Raw genomic sequence first — 16,180 nt, forward strand, 5'->3', positions numbered from 1 at the left:
GGAGATGCATCACATGGAAGAGCCGCAGTCCGTCGAACCTGGCCGGCGTCCCTGCCTGTTGCTGGTGGATGACGAAGAATCGATTCTCAACAGCCTGCGGCGCCTGCTGCGCGGCCAACCTTATGACGTGCTACTGGCCGACAGCGGCGCCAGGGCCCTGGAGATGCTCGCCGAGCGTCCGGTTGACCTGGTGATGAGCGACGCGCGCATGCCCAACATGGACGGCGCCACCTTGCTGGCCCGGGTGCGCGAGAGCTACCCGGGCACCCGGCGCATTCTGCTGACCGGCTACGCCGACGTGAGCACCATCATCAAGGCGGTCAATCAGGGGCAGATCCACCAATACCTGAGCAAACCCTGGAATGACGAAGAACTGCTGCTGATCCTGCGTCAGGGGCTGGAGCACCAGCAGGCCGAACGTGAACTCAAGCGCCTGCAGCAACTGGTGCTGGAGCAGAACCGCCAGCTCAAGGCCAGCAATGCCGGGCTGGAACAGCGGGTGGCGTCACGCACCGCGGAGCTGCAGCAGACCGCCGACATGCTGGACCTGGCCTATGAGGAGCTCAAGCACAGTTACGTCACCGCCACCGAGGTGTTCTCGCTGCTGGCCAACCTGCGCCTGCCGGCGGACAAGCAGACCAACCGCAAGATCATCGAGCTGGTGCGCGCCTGCTGCACAGCCCATGGCCTGGATGAGAGCGCCAGCCGCGACCTGGCCATGGCCGCCGCCCTGTACAACATCGGCAAGCTGAGCTGGAGCGATGCCATGCTGGTCGCCCCCGCGGACCTGTTGCGCCATACCGAACAGGAGCGCTACCGGGCCTATCCCGAGCAGAGCGAGTCGGTGCTGATGGCCCTGGAGCCGATGCAGGACGCGGCACGCCTGATCCTGCATCACCAGGAACGCTGGGACGGCAGCGGTTTTCCCCGGCACCTCAAGGGCGAGGCGATTCCCTGGGGCTCGCGCCTGCTCAAGCTGGCGGTGGATTTCATCGAGTTGCAGTGCGGGCTGATCCTGGAGCGCCACATGAACAGCGACGAAGCCCTGCTGTTCATTCGCAAGTACGCCGGTCGCCTGTACGACCCCAATCTGGTGGAAAGCTTCGTCCAGGTCTGCGCGGCCTATCTGAGTGACGTGACCGTCGATGATCCAAGCGTCAGGGTCCTGGGCACCCGGGAGTTGCAGGCCGGGATGGTCCTGCGTCGCAACCTCAATGCCGACAACGGCATGTTGCTGCTCAATGCCGGCAAGGTGCTCAGCGAGCCGCTGGTGCACAAGCTGATCGCCTTCGAGGCCATGGAAGGGGCCCGCTACAGCGTCTTTGTCAGCGTGCCCGAGCAGGTCGCGGCACTGGATGTTGGTCACTGATCGCGCCTGAGCGCCTGCCTGTTGTATTGTCGCCGCCGCGCCTGGCCGGCTTTGCCGGGACAGGCGCGGCGCATGTCATGTTCCTGCAACCCCGGCATGCCAAGAAGGTGGAGCGGTGTGCCGGCGGCTCCACCCCGATGGCGGGGCCAGGACGATTCGATTCCACAAGGAGAGGTCACGATGAGAAAGTTTTTTGCCCTGATGGCGGCCCTGGTGCTGACCCTGGGGCTGGTGGGCATCAGCGACGCACGTCAGCCCAAACAGCAGCGGGACTCGGTGGCGGGGACCTTCGACTACTACCTGCTGACCCTGTCCTGGTCGCCGACCTTCTGCCTGATGCACCCGGAAAACGAGCAATGCTCGGGCAAGGGCTACGGCCTGGTCCTCCACGGCCTGTGGCCGCAGTACGCCAAGGGCGGCTGGCCCGAATCCTGTCCACCCCTGACCCCGTTGACCCCGCAAGAGCGGGCCAAGGGCCTGACCCTGTTTCCCACCGCCAAGCTGATGAACCATGAGTGGACCAAGCACGGCACCTGCAGCGGCTTGGGGGGCATGGGTTACCTGGACGCGGCGGACAGGGCCCTGGGCTCGGTCAAGATTCCCGAGGTCCTGCAGCCTTCGACCACGGTGCGCTACTTGCCCGCCACTGAAATTGCCCGGCAGTTGCGCCAGAGCAACCCGGGCATCGGTGAAAACGGCGTCGCCATTCTCTGCAGCGGTCCCGAGCTGTCCGAGGTGCGCGTGTGCCTGACCCGGGACCTGGAGTTCGGCCCGTGCGGCAAAGGGGTGAAGACCCAGTGTCGGGCCGGCGACATCCGCATCCCGCCGATCCGCTGAGAGCGCCCGCGCGCCGCAGCGATCGGCGTTTGCGGGCATCGGGATTGCCGCGCCACTGTGCCCCCCCCGCCTCTGTAGGAGCCGGCTTGCCGGCGAAGAGGCCCTCGCACCTTGCATCGGGCTTGAGGACGCTTTCGCTGGCAAGCCAGCTCCTACGGGCCGCAGGCACGGCAATGCCGATGATCCGTAGGGCAAGCCCTTCAGGGCAGGCCGGCCAGCAGGTGTTGCAGGTGGGCGGCGGTGGCAGCGCTGCAATCCTGCATCGGGGCCCGCAGGTGTGGCTCGATCAGACCCTGATGGGCCAGCAGGGCCTTCACCGGCGCTGGGTTGGGTTCGGCGAACAGCGCCTGGATCAAGGGCACCAGTTGCCGGAAGCTGGCCCTGGCCGCATCCAGCTGCTGGTCCATGACCTGGCGCTGCAACTGCACGAACAACTCCGGACGAATGTGCGCCGCCGCCGCAATGGCGCCGCTGGCCCCCAGGCACAGGGCATTGAACAGTTGCAGGTCCTCGCCGCACAGCACCTCTACCGCGCCGCTGGCCAGCAGCGCCAGGGTCTTGTCCAGGCTGCCGCCACAGTCCTTGACGGCGGCGATCCGCGGATGGCGCACGATGTTGAGCAGGGTGTCCTTGTCCAGGTTGACCCCGGTGCGGTAGGGAATGTCGTAGACGATCAGCGGCACGCTGGAGGCATCGGCGACGCTGTGGAAGAAGCTTTCCAGGGCCGCCTGGGAGGGGCGGATGTAATAGGGCGCGGGCACCAGCAGGGCCGCCACCGGGCGCTTGAGGATTTCCTGCTGCAGGCTCAGCAGCGATTTCAGGTTGTTGCCCGCCAGGCCCATGATGACGCGCCCGGCGGGGGCCTGTTCGAGCACGGCGTCGAGCACCGCCAGTTGCTCGTCCTTGTCCAGGGCCGCGGCCTCGCCGGTGGTGCCGCAGACCACCAGCCCGGCCACGCCGCTTTCCAGCAGATGGGCGCTGAGCCGGCGCAGGGCGGCAAAGTCGATGGCGCCATTGTGAAAGGGCGTGACGATGGGGACCCAGATTCCTTGAAACGATGACATGCGTGTTCTCCTGATGGTTGACCGTCGGGTCGTCGTCAGAAGAGTAGAAGGGCGGTAAGCAGGGGGGAGGTCCGTCGCGCTTGATGTCCTGTCAGCTCATCTGACGGGACACAGCGCCCCGGTCACATGAGCGACTGTTTCTTCGATTTAGAGTTGCAAGCCACCCAGGCTCCGGCCTTGGCCAGCAGGCCAATGGCGCGAGAATCGAGGGTCGGGGCTTGTGACATGGTTCGGCAGACTCTGAAATCAGGTGCACAGTTGTAAAAGCCGGCGCGGGCTTTGTCAATCCTCGAACCCGACTCGCTTGCCAGGGTGTGGCCACGCCGGGGCGAGACGGGATTGACCCTGGCTACAGGGTTTTTACCGCGCGCCCAATGAACTGCACCGGGCCGCTGGGCCTTCCTAGCGCCGAGCCTTGGCGGTCCTCCAGGGTCAATTCGAACAACTGATTGGTTTGCAGGGGCGGCAGGTGATCAAGCGGCACACGCAGCGGCTGACCGGGCTTGACCAGTCCTAGAGACACCGGGCCCTGCCAATCGTCGGCCTTGGTCCAGAACTCCAGGGCCTTGTCCGCCGGAACCTCGATGCTGCCCAGTGGAATCAACTGCAACTCCCGGGTGTCATTGGCCTGCACCACCCAACCGGGTGATTTGTCCTGAGGGGCGACCAGCACCACCAGGTAACCGGGCGGGGCAGGGGGGCGCAGCATCAGCAGGCTGGCCAACAGGACACTGGCGGCCAGGCCGGCAGCGGCCAGTCCGCGCCATAGCGCCAGGGAGTTGAAGCGCCCGGGGTTGCCGGAAGCCGAAACCGGCCCAGGTTCAGCCAGTTGCTCCAGGCTGCGTTCTATACGCCGCCAGAGCCGGGGCCACGGCGTGACGGGAGCGGCCAAAGCGGTGAGTGGATGCAGGCGTTGTTCCCAGCTGTGCACGGCGTTACGCAAGGCGGGGTCATGGGGCAGGCGCTGTTCGAGCAGGCGCCGTTGTTCGGCGTCCAGGGTGCCCAGGACATATTCACTGGCCAGTGCCTGGAGCGCGGGATCGCTGTCGTCCCGTGGAGCGATCTTCATCCCAGGCACTCCCGTAAAGCACTGAGGCTGCGTTTGATCCAGGCTTTGACCGTCCCCAGCGGGGTGGCCATCCTGGCGGCAATCTCCCCGTGTGAATAACCGTCCAGATAGGCCTGCAGGAGACACTCGCGGCGTTGCGAGGGCAGTTGCCCCAGGCAATGCTCAAGACGTCCGGCATCAGCCAGCGCGGTGGCTGGCGCCGTGTTCATGGCCAGCACATCAAGGGCTTGGGGGTATTCGGGATAGGGTTCATCAATGGGCACCTCACGGCCATGGCGCCGCAGGAAATTCAGCGCCAGATGCCGGGTGATGCTGAACATCCAGCCGCGGGCACTGCCCCGTTCCGGGTCGAAACCGCTTGCGCCTTGCCAGATTCGAATGAAGGCGTCGTGCAGGATGTCTTCAGCCAGGGCCGTGTCGCGTACCAGGCGTCTGGCGACGCCAAGCAGTCGCGGCCCTTCCTCGTGATAGAGGGCCTCCAGGGCCTGGCGCTCGCCTCGGGCACAAGCGGCGATACAGCCTGCGTGGTCAAACAGGGATTCGGGTAGAGACAAGGGCGTTTACCTGCGACAGATGACAGCCACCGCCACCCTGGCGGCGCGGTGGCTGTCAGCAGCGTAGACCAGTTGCCGGTGCCGGTACTGGCATCTTGCGGGGCGAGTCAGCGGGCCGCCCAGAAGATGTAGTCCGCCTGGTATTTCACTGTTTCGCGGGTGCCCTTGTTGGCCGCGGTGCAAGCGCTGCCGGGGGCCACGCCGCCCTTGAGGGCCACTCGCTGAATGTAGCTGACGCCGCTCATCAGCCCCTTGCCTTCGGCCGGATTGGCCTTGACCAGTTGATAGGGCAGGTTGCCGGGGCTGGACGGCGCCACGGCGACCTGGGTCCCGGTGATCTTCGAGCCGTCCTTGGCCTGCCAGGTGGCCGGTGGGCCGAAGTAGTCACCCAGCACTTTGCCGCCGCGATCGCTGAGCACCGCCTTGGGACCGACGAAGAACCACTCGGTCTCGCCCGGTGCGTTGGCCTTGTCCCGGCATTCGTAGGTGATTTCACCGGTGCCCACGGTTTCCAGGGCAACTTTGTGGCCCTCTGGCACCTTAATGCTGTCGGGCAATGCGCTCTGCGCCTGGGCCACAGGCAGGGCGCCCAGGCAGGCGATGGTCAGGGTTGCGCTGAGGCAGAGAAGACGTTGTCTGGCGTGCATGGTGGCTCTCCATTGGGGATCGGTTCGGCAGTTTTCAGGACTGCTATGGGTACTACCCCTGAGCGACGTATCTGGATGCAGCGCCGAGAAAAAATATTCCGCGCAGCCAACACTCATCCGCTGCGGATCATCCGGTGATCCTCGGCGTTGAGCCGGTACAGCAGGCTCGGTGGCTGCCCGGGAAAATCCTCCAGCTCGCCGTCCAGGGTCATTCCCAGGCGTTCCAGGGCCCGCCGGGACGGCAGGTTGTCGGGCCGTACCAGGCCGGTGACCCGGGGCGCCAGCAGTTCGCCGAAGGCCAGTTGCAGGGCCGCCTGGGCCATCTCGTTGGCGAAACCCTGGCCCCAGGCTTGGGGGGTGAAGCGAAAGTACAGGTTCAGTCCGGCCTCCTGCCCGAAGTGCGCCCGCATGAGTCCGCCAAAGCCGATGAGCTGCTGCGGTGCGTCCAGCCGGGCGATGGCCCAGTAGCCAAAGCCGTACTGCTGCCAATGGGCAATCCAGCTGTGCAGCCGGTCGCTGGTGGCTTCGGCGCTGTCGGGGCCGCTGGGGTTGAAGCGGTGGGTCTGCGGGTCGCCGTGGATGGCGCAGGCCTGCGGCAGGTCGGCCAGGGTCGGCGGGCGTAACAGCAGGCGTGTGGTGCGGGTGGTGGACGATGACATGGACGAGGCTCTATGCATCAAGCGCAGGTGGAGCACCAGGCGGCGGGGGGGCGGGCCTGTGCGGGTGGTCCCGGAGAAGGTAGGTGATCGGCGCGGACGTTGCCATTGTCGTCAGGGCGCGGTGCCGGAAGCCGCGCGCCGGCGCAGCCTGGGCAACCCGGCGCGGGTGCCGGTGCGGCGTCAGCCCGGCCAACGGTACAGGCTGGCGGGATAGCCCTGGGCGACGATCGAGGTCGGGGTTTGCTCCGCCAGCATGGCCTGCCAGAAATCCCGGGCGGGCAGGTTGGCCTCGAAGTGCATCACCTGCCAGGGCCCCTTGTGCTGCTCGAACAGCTGTTGCGCCACCTGCCGGCCGACGCCCAGGCGCCGGAACCGTCGGGCAATGAACAGGTAGCCGAGATTGTGGCGGGCATCGCTGTCGCAGCGTTGCTGGTCGACGACGGCAAAGCCCGCCAGCTCTCCCCCCACCAGGATCAGCCAGGGATGGGTGGCCGGGTGGCGCCAATAGTCGTCCAGGGACTGCAGGGCATACAGCCCCTGGGCCGCCAGTTTGATGGGCAGCCACCGGCTCAGCTCATAGAGATAGAACTGCATGAGGTTTTCCAGGCAGGGCCAGTCGTCGCGAGCGGCCGGGCGCAGTTCAAGGTGTTCCATCAACGGTCACTCCAGCTCCGGTCGGTCCGGGGCGTTGTGGGACGCCGGCAGCGCCGGGGTCCGGGGCGTGGACAGGGTATGTGCAACTGCGTCCCATTGGCTTGAACCGTTAAAATGCTGGCTTGCAGGCCTATACCAAGGTAGTGGCATTGTGCTCATGGATCTTGGTCTAGGATTCTCTGGCCGGGGGAGGATATTCATCTCGGAGAATCGGGCAGAGGGACCAGCGCGATGCTCAATCACAAGCCGATCATTCTGATCGTGGACGATCAGGTCAATGACCTGCGGATACTCGGTCAGGCGCTTCAGGACCTGGGCGAGGTCTATGTCGCCACCCAGGGAAGCCAGGCCCTGGAAGTGGCCCGCCAATGCCACCCGGACATTGTCCTGCTGGACATCGAAATGCCCGACATGGACGGCTACTCGGTGTGCGAGCTGATCAAGTCCGACCCGCGGCTGTGCCAGGCCTCGGTGATCTTCGTCACCTCGCACCGCCAGACCGAGCACGAATTGCGCGCATTGCGCCTGGGCGGCGCCGATTTTCTGCAAAAACCGATCAATGTACCCATTGCCCGGGCGCGGGTCGAAGCCCATATCAAGCTGGGCGAAGAGTCCCGGCGCCTGGCCAACTACGACCCCCTGACCCAGTTGCCCAACCGTCAATTGCTGCACGACCGCACGGAACAGGCCATTCGCCAGGCCGCCGCGGGCCAGGGGCTGGTCGGCTTGCTGTCGATCGATATCGACCACTTCAAGGTCATCAATGACACCAGCAGCCATCGCGAAGGCGACGCGGTGCTGCAGGAAATCGCCCTGCGCCTGCGCCATTGCTGCCGCCTGACCGACACCCTGAGCCGCCAGGGCGGCGATGAGTTCATGCTGTTGGTGCCCGAGCTGAACACCGTGGACGACTTGAGCGAATGCGCCGAGCGGGTCATGCAGACCATCGCCCAGCCGCTGGTGATCGGCTCGTCGCGCTATGACCTGACCGCCAGCATCGGCATCAGTGTCTATCCCGATGACAGCCTGGACGCCGAGTCCCTGCTGCAGCACGCCGACGCCGCGGCGCATCAGGCCAAGCAGGCGGGGCGCGGGCAGTACCGCTTCTTCGACCACCCGACCCATCAGCGGGTCCGTGCCCGGCATCAGTTGGAACAGGAGATGCGCACCGCGCTGGAGCAGGAGCGCTTCGAGGTGTTCTATCAGGCCAAGGTCGATCTGCGCCTGCAGCGGGTGGTTGGCGTCGAAGCCCTGCTGCGTTTGCGCGACGAGCACGGCAGGATGATTTCCCCCGCCGAGTTCATTCCCCTGGCCGAGGATTGCGGGCTGATCGTGCCCCTGGGGCGCTGGGTGCTGCGCCAGGCGTGTCGGGCGATCCGCCAATGGAACGAACAGGGGCATGCCATCAGCGTCAGCGTGAACATCTCGCCGCTGCAGTTTTCCGATCCGCAGTTTCTCGATCTGGTCAAGCAGGCGCTCGCGGAAAGCGCCATCGAACCCCGGACCCTGGAACTGGAAATCACCGAAGGGGTGCTGGCGCTGGTGGACGGCGAGCACAGCTGCGACTTGCTCAGCGACCTGAAGGCCCTGGGGGTGAGCATCGCCATTGATGATTTCGGCACGGGCTATTCCAGCCTGGCCTACCTCAAGCGCTTGCCCATCGATGTGCTGAAGATCGACCAGAGTTTCGTGCGGGACATGGTCAGCGATCCCAGTGACGCGGCGATTACCCGGGCCATCATCCAGCTGGGGCTGGCCCTGGGCCTGCAGCTGGTCGCCGAGGGCGTGGAGACCGAGGAACAGGCCCGGGCCCTGTCCGCCCAGGGCTGCCACGTGATGCAGGGCTTTCTGTACTGCCGTCCGCTGTCGTACCCCAACATGAGTGAGTACCTGGCCGCGGGCCGCCTGCCGGCGCTGCCCTGAACCCTGCCGGCCCCGACGAGGATCGCCCGTGAAGCCTGGACGCACTGTGCAAATGGGATTTGTCTACCTGGCGCTGATCAGTGTCCTGGGTAGCAGCGCCACCGCCGCGGTTTACTGGCTGGTGGCACGGGTCAACGCCCATCAGCTGGAACAGGCGGTGTCGCGGGCCGCCGAGGACGCCGCGCACCATGTGCTGGAGCGCATGACCTTGTACCAGTACGGCTTGCGCGGCGCCCGCGGGGTGATTGTCACGGCCGGTGCAGATGGCGTGAGCCGGGAGATCTTCTATCGCTATAGCCAGGGTCGGGACTTGCACAGGGAGTTTTTCGGCGCCCACGGTTTCGGCTTTGTCCGGCGTGTGCCCGAGGCGCAGGAGAGCTCGTTCCTGGCCGCGGCGCAACTCGACGGCGCGCCAGGCTTTCACCTGCAGCAATGGCAGCCCCACCACGGTGATCGTTACGTGGTGCAGTACATCGAACCGCTGGCGCCGAACCAGTCGGCCCTGGGCCTGGACCTGGCGTCGGAGCCGGTGCGCCGGGCGGCCGCGGTGGCCGCGATGCGCAGTGGCGAGCCGCGGCTGACCGGGCCCTTGTCGCTGCGCCAGGAGCCCGGCGTGGTGATGGGCTCGTTGCTGTTCCTGTTGCCGGTATACCGCAGCGCCGAAGTGCCGCCCTCGCCGCAGGAGCGTGAGGCCCTGCTCCTTGGCTGGACCTTTGCGCCCCTGGTGATGAACCAGGTGCTCAAGGATCTGTCGTTCGATCCTGCCAGCCAGCGCCTGGTGTTGCGCGACATCACCGATGACGCCGACGCCGGCAGTTTTTTTGCCAGCTCGACCCAGCCGTTGCAGGACACGCTGGCCTTGCGGACCCGTGAGGAACAGGTGTTCGGGCGGCGCTGGGCCTTCGAGTTCAGCGTGGGGCCGGGGTTCGTCGAGCCGCTGCATCAGACCTCGTTGGCCTGGGTCCTGTGGGTCGGTGGCCTGTTGACCCTGTTTCTCGTGGTGGTGGGCACCATCATCGCCCTGGGGGTCAACCGGCAGAACCGCTTGCGCCGTGACCAGACCCGGCTCGCGGCCATCGTCGAGAGCTCCACCGACGGCATCATCGGCAAGACCCTGGAAGGGCGCGTCACCAGCTGGAACCGCGGTGCCGAAGAGATTTTCGGCTATAGCGCCGAACAGGCGCGGGGGCGCTTGATCCTGGAACTGATCGTGCCGCCGGAGCTGGCGCAGGAAGAACAGCAGATCCTGCGCAAGCTGCGCAATGGCGAACGGGTGCACAGCTTCGATACCCAACGCCTGCGTCGGGACGGCAGCCGGGTGGAGGTATCGATCAACGCTTCGCCGATTCTCAATGAGCGCGGTCAGGTCATCGGCGCCTCGAAGACGGTCCGTGACATCACCGCGCAGAAAGCCGCCGAGGCGCGGATTCTGGAGCTCAACGCCAGCCTGGAGGACCAGGTGGCGGCGCGCACCGCCGAACTGGGGCAGATCAACCTGCTGCTCTCCAGCGTGCTGCGCTCGGCCTCGGAGGTGGCGATCATCGCCACCGACCGCGACGGCATCATCCGTGTGTTCAATCGCGGCGCCGAGCGCCTGTCGGGCTACCTGGCCGAGGAGCTGGTGGGGCTGCACACCCCGGAGGTGATCCACCTGCCGGAAGAGGTCCGCCAGCGCGGCATCGAACTCAGTGCCCAGCATCAGCGTCCCATCGAAGGCTTTCGCGTGTTCGTCCAGCAGTCGGAAACCGAAGGGGCGCAAACCCGCGAATGGACCATGGTGCGCAAGGACGGTTCGCACTTCGCCGCGACCCTGGTGGTCAGTGCCTTGCGTGATGAAGGCGGGCAACTGACCGGCTACCTGGGCATCGCAGTGGACATCACCGAGCGCAAGGCCGCGGAAAAGACCCTGGCTGCCGCCCGCGACCAACTGTTGATGGCCGCCGAAGTGGCCAGGCTGGGGATCTGGTCCTGGAACCTCGATGACCACTCGCTGGACTGGAACGAGCGCATGTTCGAGCTCTACGAGCAGCCGCTGGAACTGCGGGGCAACGGTTTGAACTATGAGCACTGGCTGGCCCGGGTGCACCCGGAGGACCGGGAGCTGACCCAACGCAAGCTGGAAGAGGCGGTGGCGGGCCAGGGTATCTACGATCCGATCTTTCGCGTGGTCAGTCCCAGCGGGCAGGTGCGTTTCATCCAGTCCGGGGCCTATGTGGAGCGCAACGCCGATGGCAAGGCGCTGCGGGTGACCGGGATCAACCTGGACATCACCGCCCAGCGCGAACTGCAGTCCCAGTTGCTCTACGCCAAGGAGCAGGCGGATGCCGCGAGCCAGGCCAAGTCTTCGTTCCTGGCCAACATGAGCCATGAGATCCGTACGCCGATGAACGCCGTGCTGGGCATGCTGCAACTGCTGCAGCTGGCCGGCCTGGAGCCGCGCCAGCTGGACTACGCGACCAAGGCGCAGACCGCCGCCAAGTCGCTGCTGGGGCTGCTCAACGACATTCTCGACTACTCGAAGATCGAGGCCGGCAAGTTGCAGCTGGAGGAACACGCCTTCGACCTCGACCAGCTGCTGCGCGATCTGGCGGTGGTGCTGGCCGGCAACCAGGGCGTGGGCGATATCGAGCTGATCTTCGATCTCGACCCGCAGTTGCCGCTGAACCTGGTGGGCGACAGCCTGCGCCTGCAGCAGGTGCTGATCAACCTGGCGGGCAATGCCCTGAAGTTCACCGCCCAGGGCCAGGTGGTGGTGGCCCTGAAGCTGCTTGAACAGCGCGAGCACAGCGTGCGTTTGCAAGTGGCGGTGAGTGACAGCGGCATAGGCATCAGCGCCGAACACCTGCAGGTGATTTTCGAAGGCTTCCATCAGGCCGAGGCCTCGACCACCCGGCGTTTTGGCGGCACCGGCCTGGGGCTGGCGATCTGCAAGCACCTGGTGCGGCTGATGGGCGGGCAGTTGCAGGTGCGCAGCCAGCTTGGCGCCGGCAGCTGTTTCAGCTTCGAACTGGAGCTGGGGCTGGACGGCGCCTGTGTCGCCGAAACCCTGCCCTTGGGCGGCAAGGCCCTGCGGGTACTGGTGGTGGATGACCACCCCCTGGCGCTGGCGCTGAATGTGCGCACCTTGCGCAACTTCGGCTGGAGCGTCGAACACGCCGCCAGCGGCGCTCAGGCCTTGCTCGTCGTGGATGCCGCTGCGGCCCGGGGCGAGGCGTTCGATCTGGTCCTGCTGGATTGGCTGATGCCGGGCATGGACGGCCTGCACGCCGCCCAACTGATCAAGGACATGAGACTTGAAGCACCGCCGACAGTGGTGATGCTCAGTCACCACGATGCCACGGCGCTGCTGGTCCGGCTGGACTGTGCCGAGGCGCCCTTTGCCCACTACCTGAGCAAGCCCTTTACCCCCCGGCAACTGGCGCAGGCGCTGCTGGCCGAGCGCACTGCCGCCCTCGATGACCCGCCGGCCAAGACGCCCGTACGGCGCTCGACCCTTAGTGGCCTGCGGTTGCTGGTGGTGGAAGACAACGCCCTGAACCGGCAGATCGCCCGGGAACTGCTGACCCTGGAAGGGGCCCAGGTGCAGTTGGCCGACGGCGGGCTGCAGGGGGTGCAGATGGCCCTTGATGCCCAAGAGCCCTTTTCGGCGGTGCTGATGGACATCCAGATGCCTGATATCGATGGTTATGAAGCCACCCGGCGGATCCGCGCCGATGCGCGCTTTGCCCGCCTGCCGATCATTGCCATGACCGCCAATGCCTCCCAGGCCGACCGCCAGAGCTGCCTGGCCGCGGGCATGGATGACCACGTCGGCAAACCGATCAACCTGCCGCAGTTGGTCAACAGCCTGTTGTTCTGGACCGGTGGTGCGGTGCGGGCCGCGCAGGTTGCCGAGCCCTCCACGGACACCGGCCTGCTCGAGGATCCGACGCTGATTCTCGAACGCTTCGGCGGTAACCGTGACTTGCTCAAGCAGGTGCTCGAGGGCTCGGAGGCCACGCTGGGAGAACTGCTCGAACGGCTGCGCCAGAGTCTTGTCCAGGACAACGCCAAGGACGCCTGCTACCTGCTGCATACCCTCAAGGGCGCTGCCGGCAACCTCGGGGGACGCGGGTTCGCGCTCTACTGCGCAGAGCTGGAACAGCCCCTGCGAGACGGCGCGGCGCTGCAGCTGACCCTCACCGAGGGCCATCTGGATGAACTGCAACGGTTGCTGGCCAGCACGTTGGCGAGCTTGCAGGTGGAGTTCGGCCGTGCTTCACCGGAGATGGCCCGCGCCTCTCAAGACATTTTGCACCTGGCGCTTTTCCAGAGCGCCCTGCAGGAGATTCTGCCGCTGTTGCGGCAGAGCAACTTGCAGGCCCTGACGCTCACTGAAGCCCTGGCGCAACATGCGTTGCCGGTCGATAGAACGACGTTCGACGAGTTCGTGGCCCATGTTCAGCGGATGGAGTTTGTGCGGGCGCAAAGTGTTTTGGAAAGAATGCTTCTCAACAACTAGAAAGCTAGCTTTCTATTCTGGCTTCAATTGTTGATTTACATCAGAAAATCTTTGATTTTTTGCCCTCTAAGTTGAATGGCTTTATGAAATTTTCACACTTTTTTTGACGCCGGAATCTAGACTTGCCTCGACTGGATTGATAATGGCCATTTGCAATAATCCACTTGGCTCTGAAAAGTTCTGCAAGTCGGCAGAGGAAGTCTTCGAGTCATCGCAGGATGCGGAAATCTTTATTTGATACCGAATGGAAAATGAACACTTTCCTGCGAGGCTCTTTAGATGAGAAACAATCTTCCTGTGACCCAGCGCGAGCTGGTGTTTCCCGCCGAACAGCGGCTGATTTCCGCCACTGATGTTCACGGCAAGATCACTTACTGCAATGACGAGTTTGTTGCGGTCAGTGGTTTCAGCCGCGAAGAACTGATCGGCAGCCCGCACAATATCGTGCGCCATCCGGACATGCCCGAAGCGGTGTTCGCGCACATGTGGTCCTACCTCAAGGACGGCAAGAGCTGGATGGGCATCGTCAAGAACCGCAGCAGCAACGGTGACCACTACTGGGTCAACGCCTACGTCACGCCGATCTTCAGCAAGGGCGTGATTGCCGGCTACGAGTCGGTGCGGGTCAAGCCCGAGCGCGAACAGGTGGAACGCGCCGGCGCCCTCTATCAACGCATGCGCAGCGACAACCTGGCCTTGCCCTGGAGCTACCGGGTGGCCAGCGTCTGCGGCTTTGCCTTGCCGCCGCTGCTGGCCCTCGCGGCTACGGCCGGGGCCTATTGGCTGGGTGGCCCCTGGGCGGCACTGGGGGCGGCGGTTCCCGGTTATTTCGCGGTACAGGGGTATGCCTTCTATCGCGCGCGGCAGATGTTGCAACGCATCAGCTCGGTGTCCTTGGGCAGTTTCGACAGCGAGCTGATCGCGCGCACCTACACCGACGAACACGGCCCGGTGGCCCAGTTGCAGATGATCCTGATCAGCGAATCGGCGAAAATCCGCACCGCCCTCAGCCGGCTTGGCGACTACGCCAACCAGGCGGCGTCCCTGGCATCCACCAGCCAGAGTCTGTCCAAGCAGGCGGAAACCGCCCTGGGCAAGCAGCGCGACGAAGCGGACATGGCGGCCACCGCGATGAACCAGATGGCCTCGTCGATTTCCGAGGTGTCGGTGCATATCCACGACACCGCCTCGGCCGCCGATCAGGTCAACAACCTGACCCAGGTGGGCTCCGAGGAAGCCCAGAAAACCCGGGTGGTGATCGAGAAGCTGGCGGACACCGTGGATGCGGTCAGCCAGTCCGTGGAGGGCCTGGCCGCGGAAACCCAGTCGATCCAGCAGGCGGCCAACATGATCCGCTCCATTGCCGAGCAGACCAATCTGCTGGCCCTCAACGCGGCGATCGAGGCCGCCCGGGCCGGTGAGCAGGGCCGCGGTTTCGCGGTGGTGGCCGACGAGGTCCGGGCCCTGGCCTCCAAGACCCAGGAGTCGACCCAGAGCATCCAGCGCATCATCGTCACCCTGCAGGAAGTGGCCACCCAGGCGGTGGAAGTGGCGCGCCAGGGCAGTGTCGAAGCGCGTTCCGGCGTAGCCCAGGTGATCAGCACCCAGGAAGCCCTGAATGGCATCAACTCGGCGGTGGAACGCATTCACCAGATGAGCCAGCAAATGGCCGCCGCCTCGGAGCAGCAAGCCCATGTCGCTGAGGAAATCTCCGAGCAGATCACCAAGATTGCCCGGGTTTCGGATCAGAACGCCGAGATTGCCGTGCATTCGTCCACCGTGGGCGGCGATCTGGAGTCTACCGCTCACGAACTGAACGCCTTGGTGACCCGTTTCAATAGTTGAACGCCAACAGCAGTCAGCAACTTTCATTTAATCGCCGATTGATCAACTAGATCAGGGCAGGGGGTTCATATGTCCAGTGTGATGGAAGCGGTGAATAGCCGTACTCAGTTGGCCGGGCAGAATCGTCTGGAACTATTGTTGTTTCGTTTTAATGAGTCACAGTTGTACGGCATCAACGTCTTTAAAGTCAGAGAAGTTCTCAAGTGCCCCAAGTTGAATGTACTGCCCATGTCACATTCGGTGGTGTGTGGCGTGGCCAATGTTCGCGGTGTATCCATTCCGATACTTGATCTGGCACTGGCCACCGGTTTGCCCGGAGTCGAGGATATCGACAACGCCTACGTGATCATCACCGAGTACAACAACAAGACCCAGGGTTTCCTGGTCAGTGCAGTGGAGCACATCGTCAACCTGAACTGGGAGGAAATTCACCCGCCACCCAAAGGCAGCGGCCTGGACAACTACCTGACGGCGGTGACCCGGGTCGGCGAGCGCATGGTGGAGATCATCGACGTGGAGAAGGTCCTGGCCGAGGTGTCGCCGGTCTGCGAGGACATCTCCCAGGGGGTGATCCCGCCGCAGACCCAGGTCGCTGCGGCCCATTGGCGGGTGCTGACGGTGGACGACTCGGCGGTGGCACGCAAGCAGGTGACCCGCTGCCTGGAGAGCGTCGGGGTGCAAGTGGTGTCGTTGAAGGACGGCCGCGAGGCGCTGGAGTACCTGCAGGCCCTGCTCGACGCGGGCAAGCGCCCGGACGAGGAGTTCCTGATGATGATCTCCGATATCGAAATGCCGGAAATGGACGGCTACACCCTCACCGCGCAAGTGCGCAACGACCCGCGCATGAGGCAACTCTACATCGTGCTCCATACCTCGCTGTCCGGGGCCTTCAACCAGGCCATGGTGAAGAAGGTCGGTGCCGATGATTTTCTCGCCAAGTTCCGCCCCGACGATCTGGCCGGGCGGGTGGTGGACCGGATCGCCAGCCTGACGCCGGCGTGAGCCGGCCCCCCGGGGCAGTGAGGCAGTGCCCGGGATTGACTTCATGGTGGGAGTGA

12 protein-coding genes and 1 pseudogene are annotated in these 16,180 nt (G+C 64.9%); 7 read left to right on the top strand and 6 right to left on the bottom strand.

All coding sequences use genetic code 11. From position 1 onward, the window contains the following. The first annotated feature begins 13 nt into the window (after positions 1 to 13). Together PST29_RS14035 and PST29_RS14040 are read left to right on the top strand one after the other, a co-directional pair. Positions 14 to 1,369 (top strand): HD domain-containing phosphohydrolase, encoded by a 1,356-nt coding sequence (locus tag PST29_RS14035; RefSeq protein ID WP_060839031.1) that lies wholly within the window; start codon positions 14 to 16, stop codon positions 1,367 to 1,369. A gap of 180 nt (positions 1,370 to 1,549) precedes the next feature. Then, positions 1,550 to 2,206, top strand: coding sequence for a ribonuclease T2 family protein (locus PST29_RS14040; RefSeq protein WP_060839032.1), 657 nt, complete (start codon positions 1,550 to 1,552; stop codon positions 2,204 to 2,206). 200 nt (positions 2,207 to 2,406) lie between these two features. Here PST29_RS14040 and dapA read toward each other — a convergent pair whose 3' ends face one another. The 6 genes from dapA to PST29_RS14070 form a co-directional block, all read right to left on the bottom strand. Further along, positions 2,407 to 3,270 carry a 4-hydroxy-tetrahydrodipicolinate synthase gene (gene dapA, locus PST29_RS14045; protein WP_060839033.1) on the bottom strand — a complete coding sequence of 288 codons (864 nt, stop codon included), beginning with the start codon at positions 3,268 to 3,270 and terminating at the stop codon, positions 2,407 to 2,409. Between the two features lie 349 nt (positions 3,271 to 3,619). Continuing rightward, complete coding sequence (locus PST29_RS14050) at positions 3,620 to 4,339, bottom strand: anti-sigma factor (RefSeq protein WP_060843427.1); 720 nt, start codon at positions 4,337 to 4,339, stop codon at positions 3,620 to 3,622. Then, positions 4,336 to 4,893 carry a sigma-70 family RNA polymerase sigma factor gene (locus tag PST29_RS14055; RefSeq protein ID WP_060843428.1) on the bottom strand — a complete coding sequence of 186 codons (558 nt, stop codon included), beginning with the start codon at positions 4,891 to 4,893 and terminating at the stop codon, positions 4,336 to 4,338. Before PST29_RS14055 ends, PST29_RS14050 begins: the two co-directional genes overlap by 4 nt. Positions 4,894 to 5,000: 107 nt before the next feature. Further along, complete coding sequence (locus tag PST29_RS14060) at positions 5,001 to 5,540, bottom strand: DUF3455 domain-containing protein (RefSeq protein ID WP_060843429.1); 540 nt, start codon at positions 5,538 to 5,540, stop codon at positions 5,001 to 5,003. 113 nt (positions 5,541 to 5,653) lie between these two features. Beyond that, positions 5,654 to 6,199, bottom strand: a complete 546-nt coding sequence (locus tag PST29_RS14065; RefSeq protein WP_060843430.1) for a GNAT family N-acetyltransferase — start codon at positions 6,197 to 6,199, stop codon at positions 5,654 to 5,656. Positions 6,200 to 6,379: 180 nt separating this feature from the next. Next, positions 6,380 to 6,853: a GNAT family N-acetyltransferase gene (locus tag PST29_RS14070; protein ID WP_060843431.1), complete on the bottom strand. Its 474-nt coding sequence runs from the start codon at positions 6,851 to 6,853 to the stop codon at positions 6,380 to 6,382. A gap of 231 nt (positions 6,854 to 7,084) precedes the next feature. Between PST29_RS14070 and PST29_RS14075 the strand changes: the two genes are divergently transcribed. The 5 genes and pseudogenes from PST29_RS14075 to PST29_RS14090 all read left to right on the top strand — a co-directional run bounded on the left by PST29_RS14075 (position 7,085) and on the right by PST29_RS14090 (position 16,124). After that, positions 7,085 to 8,776, top strand: coding sequence for a putative bifunctional diguanylate cyclase/phosphodiesterase (locus PST29_RS14075; RefSeq protein ID WP_060843432.1), 1,692 nt, complete (start codon positions 7,085 to 7,087; stop codon positions 8,774 to 8,776). A gap of 52 nt (positions 8,777 to 8,828) precedes the next feature. Beyond that, a complete protein-coding gene (locus PST29_RS14080) occupies positions 8,829 to 13,277 on the top strand; it encodes a PAS domain-containing hybrid sensor histidine kinase/response regulator (RefSeq protein ID WP_060843433.1) in 4,449 nt (1,482 codons plus the stop codon). 279 nt (positions 13,278 to 13,556) lie between these two features. Beyond that, positions 13,557 to 13,871 (top strand): annotated as a pseudogene (locus PST29_RS32775) (PAS domain-containing protein); the annotation flags it as partial. Positions 13,872 to 13,952: 81 nt separating this feature from the next. Continuing rightward, complete coding sequence (locus tag PST29_RS14085) at positions 13,953 to 15,122, top strand: methyl-accepting chemotaxis protein (RefSeq protein ID WP_442963170.1); 1,170 nt, start codon at positions 13,953 to 13,955, stop codon at positions 15,120 to 15,122. A gap of 69 nt (positions 15,123 to 15,191) precedes the next feature. Next, a complete protein-coding gene (locus PST29_RS14090; RefSeq protein ID WP_060839042.1) occupies positions 15,192 to 16,124 on the top strand; it encodes a chemotaxis protein CheV in 933 nt (310 codons plus the stop codon). Positions 16,125 to 16,180 lie beyond the last annotated feature (56 nt).

It is taken from the genome of Pseudomonas sp. St29, from assembly GCF_001547915.1.
GTDB lineage: Bacteria > Pseudomonadota > Gammaproteobacteria > Pseudomonadales > Pseudomonadaceae > Aquipseudomonas.

What these genes read in the sequence shown, in the direction of transcription:
- PST29_RS14090 (WP_060839042.1), top strand. Translation starts at nt 15,192, where the DNA reads ATGTCCAGTGTGATGGAAGCGGTGAATAGCCGTACTCAGTTGGCCGGG.
- PST29_RS14065 (WP_060843430.1), bottom strand. Translation starts at nt 6,199, where the DNA reads ATGTCATCGTCCACCACCCGCACCACACGCCTGCTGTTACGCCCGCCG.
- dapA (WP_060839033.1), bottom strand. Translation starts at nt 3,270, where the DNA reads ATGTCATCGTTTCAAGGAATCTGGGTCCCCATCGTCACGCCCTTTCAC.
- PST29_RS14080 (WP_060843433.1), top strand. Translation starts at nt 8,829, where the DNA reads ATGGGATTTGTCTACCTGGCGCTGATCAGTGTCCTGGGTAGCAGCGCC.
- PST29_RS14070 (WP_060843431.1), bottom strand. Translation starts at nt 6,853, where the DNA reads ATGGAACACCTTGAACTGCGCCCGGCCGCTCGCGACGACTGGCCCTGC.
- PST29_RS14050 (WP_060843427.1), bottom strand. Translation starts at nt 4,339, where the DNA reads ATGAAGATCGCTCCACGGGACGACAGCGATCCCGCGCTCCAGGCACTG.
- PST29_RS14040 (WP_060839032.1), top strand. Translation starts at nt 1,550, where the DNA reads ATGAGAAAGTTTTTTGCCCTGATGGCGGCCCTGGTGCTGACCCTGGGG.
- PST29_RS14075 (WP_060843432.1), top strand. Translation starts at nt 7,085, where the DNA reads ATGCTCAATCACAAGCCGATCATTCTGATCGTGGACGATCAGGTCAAT.
- PST29_RS14060 (WP_060843429.1), bottom strand. Translation starts at nt 5,540, where the DNA reads ATGCACGCCAGACAACGTCTTCTCTGCCTCAGCGCAACCCTGACCATC.
- PST29_RS14035 (WP_060839031.1), top strand. Translation starts at nt 14, where the DNA reads ATGGAAGAGCCGCAGTCCGTCGAACCTGGCCGGCGTCCCTGCCTGTTG.
- PST29_RS14085 (WP_442963170.1), top strand. Translation starts at nt 13,953, where the DNA reads ATGCGCAGCGACAACCTGGCCTTGCCCTGGAGCTACCGGGTGGCCAGC.